The sequence below is a fragment of the Saccharibacillus brassicae genome, from assembly GCF_006542275.1.
In the GTDB taxonomy this organism is placed as follows: Bacteria; Bacillota; Bacilli; order Paenibacillales; family Paenibacillaceae; genus Saccharibacillus; species Saccharibacillus brassicae.
Window position 1 is genome coordinate 3,337,286 of sequence record NZ_CP041217.1, and the last position, 12,078, is coordinate 3,349,363.

Sequence of the window (12,078 nt, forward strand, 5' to 3'; positions counted from 1 at the left end):
CGAATTGTCGACATTTACCCATGTGATATTAGAAGTGTTTTGTAGCTTTTCTGATGAAGATGCTAATGAAGGTGCTCCAAGTTATTGTAAAAGAAATGTTGGGAATCCCGGATATCATTGCTTGGAAAATAAATGTAAGCATGTTGCTTATACTTACGCACCAAATGAAATAGCTTATTCAGATGACGACGGAGAAGTTCCTGATGGTGAATCGTGTATAGGGCTTGGGGGAGAGATGTTACCACCAAATGCAAAAGAGACTCAAATCAATGATTTAAAGGGTCTATGGAAAGAGATATGTGTAAAAAAAGTACAAGAAGCGTATGATGAATTCATGAAAAGAGCAAATCAAGATTGATTTCCATTTCGCTATTCAAAAAAGACCTTGGGGCAATATTCCTCAAGGTCTTTCTTTTACCTCCACCCAGGGCCAAATGAATCGGGCGGCACATCTTGAAAGAACTTAACCCTCATCACCCCCGTATCCTATTCCTCTGATTATGCCTGTACGCACATTGTATTATTAAAACAGGTGACAAGACACCAGGAGGTCATTCATTTAGTGAACATGGTGCAGAACGTGCAAAAGAATAGGAAAAGTAAGGTTGATGACCAAGGGCGGAAAACATGGGAATATAAAGATGCTCGGGGCAATAAGGTTGTAATCAACGAAAGTGGAGGAATTATATCTGTCCATTCCCCTGCTTCAGGGGGCGTGTATATTCCTAAACCTTAACATGATCATTGGAGTTGATAAGAAGAGATGAATAAGGATATATTATTAGAATTTTCAAAGAATCTAAATACTGAATATGAGATAGGGATTTGGTCAGAGACAACGGACTTCTTTGAAAGACAGGATAATATCGCAGACTTTTCTGTTAAATATGATGATGGTCAGTATAATATTGTGATTAAATTAAAAGAGTTTAATTTAAATACGGCAAAAACCATATTCGCCTCATTAGTACGGTTTATAGAGTATAAATCGACATTCTATGTGAGGGAAGATAAAAAAGATTCATTCGTATACTACCTACTCTCTTCAACTGATAGCAAAAAAGCGTTCTTGTTTTATGTAGTTATTCAATAAGTTTGAGACCTTGAGGGCGGCAATCCTCAGGGTCTTTCTTTTACCCCCACCCAGTGCCGAATGAATCGGGCGACTACGTCCATAAGAACTTAACCCTTATCACCCCCGTATGATATTCCCCTAATATGCCTGTACGCACATGTAATGCTTGAATTTTATGACCTAAGTAACGCTTTAACCTTACATCGTCCTCTAATTATAGACAGAAATTCGTTGAAAAATTTCCGGTGGGAGCTGAACATGGAAGGCGTAAAAGGATCAATTGACCACATAGTAGTGGACTTTACGAAGGTGTACTGGACTTCCTTCAATTGGAGATAACGCAACGGACATTCTACATGTTCGTTCCGAAGTGGCATTTGACATCTCTGGAACCAAAGTTCAAACAGACGAAGAGGAGAAGAATATCGAAGACATTGAAGTCGGAGATAAGGTTCTCTCGAAGGATGAAAATAACCCGGATGGAGAATTGGCTTACAAGGAAGTTACTGCTTTATACCGCAACCAACGTGATGATATTATTAAGTTACAGGTTGGGGAGCAGGTCATCGAGACGACTGATAATCACCCGTTTTGGGTCGAAGGCAAAGGATGGGTCTTCGCAGATGAGCTTCAAGTGGGCGACAAACTTCAAAAGGCCGATAGAATTACAGATTTATACAAATGAATTGGTGGTGAGAATTTATGAGAATAATGAATATACAATACCCGACTTCGTTAGATAAAATAGAGGACATTTACAATGATAATATTGATGTAATTGTAACTCTCGAGGATGGCATTTCTTATGTAATAGTTGTGTCTACGCCCCAAAATCATTACCGTTACATGGATAAAGAAGAGATTGATTATATCCCCCCTTCGCCACCCCATATTATGGTAAGGAGTCTAACGGAAGAAAATGTTCGGACTGCTGTTGAAGCATTCGCAGAGAGTGATGCGTACTGGTTAAAGGTTTATTTTCTTTTGGGAGATAGAGATGGGATCTTCGATATGTCTAGTATGAACAAAATGCTTGATGAAATTAAGAAAAGCAACGATGAAATACTTGATTTAAACTAAAATTTCATATGCTTAAATAAGCGACCTTGGGATTAAGCCCTAAGGTCTTTCTTTTACACCCCCCACCCAGTGCCGAATGAATCGGGCAGCAACATCCAAAAGAACTTAACCCTCATCACCCCCGTATTCTATTCTTCTAATTATGCCTGTACGCACCTATTATCAATATCAAACGTACATAAAACAAATCAAAGAAATTTAATATCTCCCCAGCCACTTTCAAGAAAGAGAGGGATCAAGTTTGGATACGATATCTCTAAAAGCTTTTTTGCGCACCCATAACTCGTTTGAGCGGGCCAGGTAAACTTTTAAGGTCTATGCGGATACTTGGCGAAAAGGGGAGCCGGAAGAGTTTTTCGAAGCGTTCGGCGATCTTGCTGTTGACCTTATGGACGATCGACTTGAGATTCGCTGATCCCGACCGTCTTTTCATAGGGGAATTCCTATTTACGGAGAACGTCCGGCTCGAAAATTTTACATTCCACCCCTCTCACATTTTCCTAACAAGTGGTACAATGCAGGATGAAACCGGCCGCCTTCCGATCCGTAAGAGCAGGGTAAGGCGATGAGGCCCGTTTTTGGTTTGAATTTATGTATTTTTGCGAATGAGAGGTTTGATTTGAAGTGGGAGTCAAAGTAATTACCAAAGAACAAGCGTGGGAGCTGCGGCATGCGGTGATGTGGCCGGAGGAAGAATTCGATTATATCAAGCTGCCGGACGACGACGAAGGCATTCATTACGGATTGTTCGAAGGCAGGGAATTGGTCTCGGCGGTGTCGTTGTTCATACAGGGAAAAGACGCGCAGTTTCGCAAGTTCGCCACGCTCAGCGAGCGGCAGAACCAGGGCTACGGCAGCCGGCTGCTGAACGCGGTGCTGGGGGAAGCGAAGCGCAAAGGCGCCAAGCATATTTGCTGCAACGCAAGAACGAACAAAATTCCGTTTTACGAAAAATTCGGCCTCGTCCGAACGAACGTCGTGTACCGCAAAGGCGGTCAGGAGTACGTGGTGATGGAGCGGTTTTGCTGAAAAGAACGGGAGCGGGGCGGTTCGCCGGAGAGGCGAAGCCGCCCCGTTGTCATTTGCCCCGAACGCCGCAACTGGTATAGACTGTATTTTAGTGTTTTTTTATTTTCATGGAGGGGGCAAGGTATGGAAAAAGAGAGAACGAAGAAATCGGCCAAGTCGCTCAAAATTTTCTCCAGGGTGCTGCTGATCGTGATTGGCGCAGTGCTGACCGCCTACGGTCTGGAAGCGGTCCTGATTCCGAACCAGGTGTCGGACGGCGGCGTGACGGGTCTGAGCATCGTCGGTTCGCAGCTGTTCGGTATCCCGCTGGGCCTGCTGATCGCGATCATCAATATTCCGTTCGTCTGGCTCGGCTACAAGCAGATCGGCAAAAGCTTCGCGCTGTATTCGATCGTCGGCATCGCGGCGCTCGCGATCAGCGCAAGCCTGATGCACCACGTGCCGACGATCATTCAGGGCGACACGCTGCTCGTCACCGTAGTGGGCGGCATCATTATCGGTACGGGCATGGGCCTTGCGCTGCGCAACGGCGGGGCGCTCGACGGCATCGACATGCTGGCCGTGCTGCTGTCCCGCAAACTGCCTTTTGGTACGAGCGACCTGATCCTGTTCCTGAACACATTCGTGTTCGTCGTCGTCTCGTTCGTGTTCGGCCTGCAAGGGGCGATTCTGTCGGCGCTTGCTTACTTTATCGCTTCCAAAGTGATCCATATCGTCGAAGAAGGTCTGAGCGGCTCGAAGACGTTCAAGATCATCACGAACCAGCCGGAAGTCATGGTCGAGACCATCCGGGATCGCCTCGGACGCGGCGCCACGTATTCGGACGCGTACGGCGGCTACTCCAACGAGCAGTTCAAGGAGATCACGTGCGTCATCAACCGGATGGAAGAGAGCAAGATCAAAGAGATCATTCACGAGATCGATCCCAACGCTTTTGTCGTCGTGTACGACGTGGCGGAAGTCCGGGGCGGCAATTTCAAGAAAAAAGACATTCACTAAACAGAGATTCGCTAAAAAAGACATTCGCCAAGCCGACAGGTTCCGACCTGTTTACTTCATGGCGCAGCATTCCGCAGAGCCGTGCGCAGACCGATTCACCGTCGCATGGGAAAAGCCTTTCTCCGAATTTTTTCGGAGAAAGGCTTTTTGCCGCGCAATTGGCGAAAATTACGTATTTTCGTAACGTAAAGCTTCTGCTTGGTGTTTATATGGGTAACGGATAGTAAGCACACATCCAGAACAACAGCCTACCCCAAATCTTCCATTCTAAGGAGAACCCAACGCCAATGAAACCGTGGAAAAACATGCTCCTCTCCCTGACCGTCTCCGTCGGCCTGATGGCCTCGGCCGTGCCGGCTTTTGCCGCGGCTCCGCCCGAAGGATTCGCGCAGACGTCCGTCAACCTGAACGGCAAAAAGATCGATTATGCGGCCGGCGAAGCACTGGTCCAAAAAGGCACGACGCTCGTTCCGGTCGATCTCACGACGCAGGCACTCGGGATCAAGCTCAAAGACAACAAGAACGGCACCGTGCGCGTGACCGTCAACGGCAAAGTCGTCACGCTCGAAGCGAAGTCGAAGCTGATCGACGGCATTCCGTTCGTCTCGCTGCGCGCCCTGGCCGAAGTGGCCGGATACGACGTCCGCTGGGACCGCAAGACGAACACGGTGCTGCTCGTCTCGCAGGCGACCGGCCAGGCGGCACGCGGCTTCCTGTGGGAAGTACAGAACGGTCCGACGACCGTCTACCTTGTCGGTTCGATGCATATCGCCGACGACAGCTTCTATCCGCTGCGCAAAGAGTTCGAGCAGGCGTTTGCCGAAGCGGACTATCTGGGCGTCGAGATCGACCTCAGCCAGGCAGCGGGCGAAGACCAGCAGAAGATGATTCTCGATATGGGCACGTACAAAGACGGCACGACGCTCAAAGATCATATCTCGGCCGCTACGTACAAGGAACTCGGCAAGCTGCTGAAAGCGAACGGACTTCAGGCGAACGCGCTCGACAAGTTCAAGCCGTGGGTCGTGGAGACGACGCTTGGCAGCCTCAAGTCCAGTGAAGCCGGTTACGAAGCCGGAGCGGGCGTCGATCTGTACTTTATCCAGCAGGCGGTCAAGAAGAAAATTCCGGTGATTGAACTGGAATCGTACGAATCGCAGCTGGGCATGTTCAACGGCCTGTCCGATAAAGTTCAGGAGAAGAACCTCAAGAGCGTAATCGACAACTTCGATTCGATCGAAGACAGCACGAACGAAATGGCCGAAATGTGGAAAAGCGGCAACGAAAAAGCGCTGCTCGAACTTACGAACAGAGTCGCTCAAGATCCAGAGTATTACAAAGCGCTGCTGACCGACCGCAACGTCGGCATGGCGGACAAGATCGAAGGTTACCTCAAGAGCGGCAAAGCCGAAGAATACTTTATCGTCGTCGGCGCCGCGCATTATCTGGGCAAAGACGGAGTACTCAAGCTGCTGGAAGACAAAGGCTACAAGATTACGCGCAAATAGTCAGTAAAAAGACAGCCCAAAAGGCAGCAAATCATCGGATGTATAAGAAAAAAGAAGGAAAACCTTCAAGACGCCAAATAGCCGTGATCTCCCTGCCGGGAGACAACGGCTATTTGGCGGTCGCTTACGGCTTGGCGTAAGGGTGCCTGATCCGGCCGGATTCGCTGCGCGGCCGCCGCTTCGAAACGCCCCGGCTGGCAATGCGCGGAAGGTTCCGGGTAGAATGGAGACAGAGTAACACGACGCCAAGCGATCCTATCAGCCGACGAAGGAGACGATCCATGCCGCCCGCGAACCCACCGACACCGCCTCCCAAGCCGCCCTCCCCTGTCCGCCCGCGCCCGGCCAAGCGCCGCCGAAAGTCCGGCTGGCGAGGCTGGCTGACGCTCGCTCTGCTGCTCTGTCTGCTGGCCGCCGGCTGGAAAGCGCTATCTTATTTCGGCTACGTGCCGGAAGTGCCGGGCGTCGAGCGCAGCGAGAGCGGCGGCCGGATCATCGCGCTGCATCCCGAGATTCGCGAGAAGTCCGAGCGGCTGATCCGCCTGGCGGCGGACCGCGGTATCGACGTCGTGATCACGTCCGATTTTCGCGGCATCGACGAGCAGGACGAGCTGTTCCGGCAGGGAAGGGACAAGCCGGGGAATATCGTCACGAACGCGCGCGGCGGCCAGTCGTACCACAATTTCGGACTGGCGATCGACTTCGCGCTGCGCGACGGTTCGGGCCGGATCGTGTGGGACATGGAGCTGGACCGCAGCGGCAACGGCCGTTCCGACTGGATGGAAGTGGTCGAACTCGCCAAAGAAATGGGCTTCGAATGGGGCGGGGATTGGAGCAACTTCCGCGACTATCCGCATCTTCAGCTCACGTTCGGCTACACGCTGCGCCAGCTTCAGAACGGCAGATACCCGCCGGGGTCGGCTGTCGAGTCGCCGGAGCCGGCCCCGAACGCCGGCAGCTCGAATTAAGGTGAACGACCGACGGCCTGATCAGGCGCCGCCTTGCAGATTGCCGCGCAGAATGCGCAGGCCGCGTTCCAGCTCGTCTAACGAGTCGGTGGACGACAGCGCGATGCGCAGGTAATCGCCGGAAGCGCCCGCTCCCGCGAGGAACCGGTCCGAATGGAATACGCGGACGCCGGCTGCGAGCAGGTCGCTTTCGAGCCGCGCGGCGTGCATGGGGCGCGGCAGGCGCAGCCAGCGGAAAAAGCCGAGCGGATGGCCCGGCTTATCCGACTGCGGGAAAAATCGGTCGAACAAGTCGTTGGCGCCGCGCGCCAGCGACTTTTTGTATGCGACGATATCGCGTGCCCGGCCGGAATCGATCAGTTCGGTCACGATTTCGACGTCGAGCGAAGACGTCTTGACGTTGACGTGATAGACCGCGCGCAGCATCTTCTCGCGCAGCGCTTCGCCGAACACGGCATAGGCGACGCGCAGGCCCGAGCAGATCGATTTGCTGGTACTGCAAATGTATACGGTCTGCTCCGGCAGCAGGCTGTACATCGGGAGGCCGGCTTCTTCCGTGCTGCCGAGCAGCAGCGCGGCGTGGATATCGTCTTCGATCACGAGCAGCCCGTGCGCTTCGATCACCGCGGCCAAGGCCTGCCGGCGTTCGTTCGGCACGAAAATGGACGTCGGATTGCAGCAGGAAGGCATGAGGAAGATGCCCTGGATCTCGAACGCGCGGCAGCACGCTTCAAGCTCGCCCGGCAGCATGCCGCTGCGGTCGCCGGCCACCGGCACGAGCTTGATGCGAAGCGACTTCGCCAGTTCGATGAAGTTGGAATACGTGTACGTGTCCACGGCGATCCGGCTGCCCGGCTCGAACAGGGCGAGCAGCGTGACGACGAGCGCATTCTGGGCGCCGGAGACGATCGCGACCCGATCGGCACTCGCGCTTATGCCGAGCGGACGCATCCAGCGCAGCGCGGCTTCTTTTTGCCCGGGCAGGCCGGCGGGATCGTCGTAGTTCAGGAAGCGCTCAAGCCCGGCGCGCGCCGCGACGGAGCGGGCCGCTTCCGCGACCATGAAATTGCTCTGCTCGAACGAAGCGACGAGGCCGAAATCGATACATTCCACGGGTACCCGGTCCCGGGAGATCGTGACGGAGCGGGCCGCGTTGGCCGAGACGAACGTGCCGCTGCCCGTGACGGCGTGCAGCAGTCCCTTGAGTTCGCACGTCTTGTAGGCCCGGGTGACGGTCGTGAAGTTGATGTCGAGAAAATCGGCCAGTTCCCGCTGCGGCGGCAGCTTGGTGCCCGGCGGCAAAAACCCTTCCGCGATATCGCGTTCGAGCATCCGGGCCAGCGACAGATAGATGGGGCGGGTCAGTTCGTGACGGTCCGGCCGCCACGACATCGGGTAGTCGACGAAAGAGTTAATCGGCATGGCACACCTCGCACCTCGCAAAATTGTAATCCATACAATTATAACGTTGATTGTATGGATTGTGGGCCCTAAAATAAACGGACAAGCTTACAGGCGAAGAGAGGGATTGGAAGAAATGAACGATTCAGCAAAAGTGTCTCAAGCGTTCCGCGCGGCTTTTCCCGTAACGGTGCCGATTCTGGCCGGATTCGCGTTTCTGGGCATCGCCTACGGCGTGTTCATGAACGTGTCGGGCTTCGGCGTCGGGTACACGTTTCTGATGAGCCTGCTTATTTTCGCCGGTTCGATGGAGTTCGTGGCCGTCGGCCTGCTGCTCGGACCGTTCAATCCGCTCGGGGCGCTGCTTCTGACGCTGATGGTCAATGCGAGGCATCTGTTCTACGGCTTGTCGATGCTGGAAAAGTATAAAGGGACCGGCTGGAAAAAGCCGTACCTGATCTTCGGCATGTGCGACGAATCGTTTTCGATCAACTATTCGGCGAACATTCCGCAGAACATCGACCGCGGTTGGTACCTGTTTTTCGTGACGCTGCTCAATCATCTGTACTGGGTCGCCGGAGCGACGGTCGGAGGGCTGCTGGGTTCGTTCGTGCGCTTCGACCTGGCGGGCCTCGAATTCGTCATGACCGCGCTGTTCGTCGTGATCTTCGTGGAACAGTGGATGAAGCAAAAAGTGCATCACAGCGCGATCATCGGGATCGGCGTCTCGGCGGCGAGCCTGATCCTGTTCGGCGGCGAACGCTTTATCGTGCCGGCGATGATCGCGATTCTGGCCGTGCTGACGCTGACGCGCAAAGCTTCGGAACGCAAAGCGGCGGAAGCCGAAGAAGGAGGACGGGCATGAGCATGACGTTAAGCCAGCAAATCGTCGTCATCGCCGTGATCGTGCTCGGTACGATGGCAACGCGGTTTCTCCCGTTCCTGCTGTTCCCGCCGGGTCGTCCGACTCCGCCGTACATCCAATATCTCGGCCGGGTGCTGCCCGCCGCGGCGATCGGTCTGTTGGTCGTCTACAGCCTCAAAGACGTGAACGTGCTCGCCGGCAGCCGGGGTCTTCCCGAATTGGTGTCCGTCGCGGTCGTCGTCTGGCTGCATGTGTGGAAAAAGAACATGTTCCTGTCGATCGCGGCGGGCACGATTCTGTACATGGTCCTGATCCGTCTCTAGCGTTCGAGTTTTCCGGTGCTCCAATCGTTCGCGTCCGTTCCGCCGAGCAGCATGTCCACATGCGGAATGCCGTCTTCCGGATACACGTCGGAGATCGGCCGGAAGCCGAGCGAGCCGTAGAATTTCTCCAGATAATGCTGCGCCTGGATCTTGATCTCGCGCTCGCCGCGTTCTTCGGTCAGAAAAGCGATCGCGCGCGTCATCAGCTCCTGGGCCAATCCGCGGCCGCGGAAATCGCCGCCGACGAGCACCCGTCCGATCGAAGCCTGATCGTAGGCGACGCCCGGCGGAAGCAGGCGGCAGTAAGCGGCGATTTGTCCGTTCTCCTCGGCGAACAGATGGAAGCTGCGAAGGTCTTTGCCGTCGATCTCGGGATAGAGGCAGTTCTGCTCCAGCATGAAGACGTTCACCCGCTGCTCCAAAATCCGGTACAGTTCGTCTGCGCTCAGTTGTTCAAACGATTTTAAATGCCATTGCATAGGTCTTGTTCTTCCTCTCGGGCTGGATTGGGATGCGTGCAAACGCTAGTCCCTTGTCAACGCCAAAGGTTCGGATCAAGAGTTGACAAGATACTAGGTTGAATTATAAAGGTCGGCCTCGTTCGTGTAAATTGGCCGCCGTCCGGGTTATAGAAGAAAGAACGCGCAAGCCGGCCGCACATTCGGGTTGGCCGCGGGAAGGAGCCGAATATGGACTTGAAGCTGCATGCGCTCAAATACGGCGATACGCCCCATTACGACTGGGACATGAAGCTGCTAGGCGAACGCGAAGGCTGCCTGATCGCCGAAGGGGCGCCGGGACGCCAATTGAAGCATCATACGAAAAAGCGGACGTTTACCGTGCCGCACGCTTCGCTCGAAGTGTATGCGCTGGAAGAAGGATTCACCGTCAGTTTCGATATTGCGGACGGCCAAGTGATCTCGATCTACTGCAACGTATCGCAGCCGTGCGTGCGGGACGGGGAGCATGTGTCGTTCGTCGACCTGGATCTGGACCTGCTGTGGAACGAAGCGGAAGGCTGGCACGTGGTCGACGAAGACGAATTCGAAGACAACCGGCAGCGGCTCGGGTATCCGGACGAGCTGACGCGGTACGCGCAGCGTTCGCTGCGCAGTTTGCAGGAACGTGCACAGCGCGGGGAATTCCCGTTCGACGGAAGTCTGGACGAAGAGATCGGACGTATTCAAGCCGGGACGGCGAAGCTGAACTTCTAGCTTCGCCGTTTTTTCGTGGATCGGACAAGGCGCAGACTTTTCCGAACCGTCATGAAACGCCGTGAAAAATAATTTGTTTTTTGCGCAAGTTTTCGTATTGAAGTGTTTACATATAAAAAGAAAAGGATTATAATCAGTTCAAAAGTTGCACCGGGGAAACATTCATGTGCAAGGGGAACAAATAGAGTCGGAACCAAAATAGAGTCGAAACCCAAATAGATCAGGTACGAACAGGAGACGGAGGGGTGAACGAAGGATGGAGAAAGAGATCGAATCTCGAACACGGGAGGGCGCCGATCCGGCGCCGAACGAACTCGTGCGCAATCAAACGGACAGCAGAACCCGGACCGAGATCGCGGCCCAGGCTGTGCTGGACGGAGACACCAAAGGTCTCAAGCGGCTGCTGCCGTTTCTGGGACCTGCGTTTATCGCGGCGGTCGCCTATATCGACCCCGGCAACTTCGCGACCAATATTACGGCAGGCTCGCAGTACGGGTATATGCTGCTGTGGGTCATCTTCGCATCGAATCTGATGGCGGTGCTGATCCAGTCGCTGTCGGCGAAGCTCGGCATCGCGACCGGACGCAACCTGCCGGAGATCGCGCGCGACCGCTTCCCCAAAGGCGTCTCGATCTTCCTGTGGATACAGAGCGAATTGGTTATCATCGCGACGGACCTGGCCGAATTTATCGGGGCGGCGCTCGGGCTGTACCTGATCTTCGGGATCCCGATGCTGCCGGCCGCGCTGATTACGGCCGTCGCCTCGTTCGCGATTCTCGAATTGCAGCGCCGCGGGTTCCGGGCGCTGGAGACGGGGATCGCCGGCATGGTCGTCGCCGTCGTGCTGGCGTTCGCGTTCCAGGTGTTCATGGCGAAGCCCGATATGGGCGCCGTGGCCGCGGGCATTTTCACGCCGCAGTTCGAAGGCACGCAGAGCATCATGCTGGCTGCCGGCATTCTCGGCGCGACGGTGATGCCGCACGCGATCTATCTGCACTCGTCGCTGACGCAGAACCGGATCGTCGGCCGCAACGAGGAAGAGAAGAAGAAGATTTTCCGGCTCGAATTTTTCGATATCATCTTCGCGATGATCGTGGCCGGAGCGGTCAACATGGCGATGCTGATCATCGCCGCGGCGCTCTTTTTCAAAAACGGACTGTTGGTCGAACAACTGGATCAGGCATTTATCCATTTCCGCGAACTGGCCGGTCCGGCGACCGCGATCTCGTTCGGCCTCGGCCTGCTGATCGCCGGCTTGTCGAGTTCGTCGGTCGGCACGATGTCGGGCGACGTCGTCATGCAGGGCTTCATCAACAAACGGATCAATCTGTATCTGCGCCGCGCCATCACGATGATTCCGCCGCTTGCGCTGATCATCTCGGGCATCAACGCGACCGAAGCGCTCGTCGCGAGCCAGGTCATCCTGTCGTTTGGCATCGCGTTCGCGCTCGTGCCGCTCATGCTGTTCACGGGCAACCGCAAGCTGATGGGCGGACTCGTAAACCATCCGATCACGCAGGTGCTGGGCTGGGCGATCGCGGCTCTCGTCATCGCGCTGAACATCTTTTTGGTCGTCGAGAGTTTCTGAGTACAGCATGAAGCCTCTCATTCAAGCC

General features: G+C 54.6%; 14 protein-coding genes. 12 read left to right on the plus strand and 2 right to left on the minus strand.

Annotated elements, in window-relative coordinates; translation table 11 throughout:
• Positions 1-4: 4 nt before the first annotated feature.
• The 8 genes from FFV09_RS13830 to FFV09_RS13865 all read left to right on the plus strand — a co-directional run bounded on the left by FFV09_RS13830 (position 5) and on the right by FFV09_RS13865 (position 6,659).
• Positions 5-358 carry a hypothetical protein gene (locus tag FFV09_RS13830; RefSeq protein WP_141448373.1) on the plus strand — a complete coding sequence of 118 codons (354 nt, stop codon included), beginning with the start codon at positions 5-7 and terminating at the stop codon, positions 356-358.
• Positions 359-763: 405 nt separating this feature from the next.
• Entirely contained in the window at positions 764-1,093 is a 330-nt protein-coding gene (locus FFV09_RS13835) for a hypothetical protein (RefSeq protein ID WP_141448374.1), read from the plus strand.
• A 352-nt stretch (positions 1,094-1,445) separates the two neighbouring features.
• The gene (locus FFV09_RS13840) at positions 1,446-1,760 is read left to right on the plus strand and encodes a polymorphic toxin-type HINT domain-containing protein (RefSeq protein WP_246098340.1); all 315 of its coding nucleotides are present in this window, start codon (positions 1,446-1,448) and stop codon (positions 1,758-1,760) included.
• Between the two features lie 17 nt (positions 1,761-1,777).
• Positions 1,778-2,155: a hypothetical protein gene (locus FFV09_RS13845; RefSeq protein WP_141448376.1), complete on the plus strand. Its 378-nt coding sequence runs from the start codon at positions 1,778-1,780 to the stop codon at positions 2,153-2,155.
• A gap of 624 nt (positions 2,156-2,779) precedes the next feature.
• Positions 2,780-3,184 carry a GNAT family N-acetyltransferase gene (locus FFV09_RS13850; RefSeq protein WP_170315031.1) on the plus strand — a complete coding sequence of 135 codons (405 nt, stop codon included), beginning with the start codon at positions 2,780-2,782 and terminating at the stop codon, positions 3,182-3,184.
• A gap of 123 nt (positions 3,185-3,307) precedes the next feature.
• Positions 3,308-4,183, plus strand: a complete 876-nt coding sequence (locus tag FFV09_RS13855; protein ID WP_141448377.1) for a YitT family protein — start codon at positions 3,308-3,310, stop codon at positions 4,181-4,183.
• A 287-nt stretch (positions 4,184-4,470) separates the two neighbouring features.
• Positions 4,471-5,691: a TraB/GumN family protein gene (locus FFV09_RS13860; RefSeq protein WP_141448378.1), complete on the plus strand. Its 1,221-nt coding sequence runs from the start codon at positions 4,471-4,473 to the stop codon at positions 5,689-5,691.
• Positions 5,692-5,972: 281 nt separating this feature from the next.
• Complete coding sequence (locus tag FFV09_RS13865) at positions 5,973-6,659, plus strand: M15 family metallopeptidase (protein WP_141448379.1); 687 nt, start codon at positions 5,973-5,975, stop codon at positions 6,657-6,659.
• Between the two features lie 21 nt (positions 6,660-6,680).
• Here the strand turns inward: FFV09_RS13865 and FFV09_RS13870 are convergent, their stop codons facing one another.
• A complete protein-coding gene (locus FFV09_RS13870) occupies positions 6,681-8,081 on the minus strand; it encodes an aminotransferase-like domain-containing protein (RefSeq protein ID WP_141448380.1) in 1,401 nt (466 codons plus the stop codon).
• Between the two features lie 115 nt (positions 8,082-8,196).
• Here FFV09_RS13870 and azlC point away from each other — a divergent pair, with 115 nt between their 5' ends.
• Together azlC and FFV09_RS13880 are read left to right on the plus strand one after the other, a co-directional pair.
• Positions 8,197-8,925 (plus strand): azaleucine resistance protein AzlC, encoded by a 729-nt coding sequence (azlC, locus tag FFV09_RS13875; protein ID WP_141448381.1) that lies wholly within the window; start codon positions 8,197-8,199, stop codon positions 8,923-8,925.
• Positions 8,922-9,248 (plus strand): branched-chain amino acid transporter permease, encoded by a 327-nt coding sequence (locus tag FFV09_RS13880; RefSeq protein ID WP_141448382.1) that lies wholly within the window; start codon positions 8,922-8,924, stop codon positions 9,246-9,248. The genes azlC and FFV09_RS13880 overlap by 4 nt, the downstream gene beginning before the upstream one ends.
• Here the strand turns inward: FFV09_RS13880 and FFV09_RS13885 are convergent.
• Positions 9,245-9,727, minus strand: coding sequence for a GNAT family N-acetyltransferase (locus tag FFV09_RS13885; RefSeq protein ID WP_141448383.1), 483 nt, complete (start codon positions 9,725-9,727; stop codon positions 9,245-9,247). The two genes, FFV09_RS13880 and FFV09_RS13885, sit on opposite strands and share 4 nt — an antisense overlap.
• Positions 9,728-9,937: 210 nt before the next feature.
• On the opposite strand from FFV09_RS13885, the gene FFV09_RS13890 reads away from it, so the two are divergent.
• Together FFV09_RS13890 and FFV09_RS13895 are read left to right on the plus strand one after the other, a co-directional pair.
• Positions 9,938-10,462, plus strand: coding sequence for a DUF402 domain-containing protein (locus tag FFV09_RS13890; protein WP_141448384.1), 525 nt, complete (start codon positions 9,938-9,940; stop codon positions 10,460-10,462).
• A gap of 256 nt (positions 10,463-10,718) precedes the next feature.
• Positions 10,719-12,050 carry an Nramp family divalent metal transporter gene (locus FFV09_RS13895; RefSeq protein WP_202111692.1) on the plus strand — a complete coding sequence of 444 codons (1,332 nt, stop codon included), beginning with the start codon at positions 10,719-10,721 and terminating at the stop codon, positions 12,048-12,050.
• The last annotated feature ends 28 nt before the right edge of the window (positions 12,051-12,078 follow it).

Excerpts from the sequence above, each read along its gene's own strand:
- FFV09_RS13835 (WP_141448374.1), top strand. The coding sequence starts at position 764 with ATGAATAAGGATATATTATTAGAATTTTCAAAGAATCTAAATACTGAA.
- FFV09_RS13870 (WP_141448380.1), bottom strand. The coding sequence starts at position 8,081 with ATGCCGATTAACTCTTTCGTCGACTACCCGATGTCGTGGCGGCCGGAC.
- azlC (WP_141448381.1), top strand. The coding sequence starts at position 8,197 with ATGAACGATTCAGCAAAAGTGTCTCAAGCGTTCCGCGCGGCTTTTCCC.
- FFV09_RS13895 (WP_202111692.1), top strand. The coding sequence starts at position 10,719 with ATGGAGAAAGAGATCGAATCTCGAACACGGGAGGGCGCCGATCCGGCG.
- FFV09_RS13885 (WP_141448383.1), bottom strand. The coding sequence starts at position 9,727 with ATGCAATGGCATTTAAAATCGTTTGAACAACTGAGCGCAGACGAACTG.
- FFV09_RS13860 (WP_141448378.1), top strand. The coding sequence starts at position 4,471 with ATGAAACCGTGGAAAAACATGCTCCTCTCCCTGACCGTCTCCGTCGGC.
- FFV09_RS13855 (WP_141448377.1), top strand. The coding sequence starts at position 3,308 with ATGGAAAAAGAGAGAACGAAGAAATCGGCCAAGTCGCTCAAAATTTTC.
- FFV09_RS13880 (WP_141448382.1), top strand. The coding sequence starts at position 8,922 with ATGAGCATGACGTTAAGCCAGCAAATCGTCGTCATCGCCGTGATCGTG.
- FFV09_RS13845 (WP_141448376.1), top strand. The coding sequence starts at position 1,778 with ATGAGAATAATGAATATACAATACCCGACTTCGTTAGATAAAATAGAG.
- FFV09_RS13890 (WP_141448384.1), top strand. The coding sequence starts at position 9,938 with ATGGACTTGAAGCTGCATGCGCTCAAATACGGCGATACGCCCCATTAC.
- FFV09_RS13865 (WP_141448379.1), top strand. The coding sequence starts at position 5,973 with ATGCCGCCCGCGAACCCACCGACACCGCCTCCCAAGCCGCCCTCCCCT.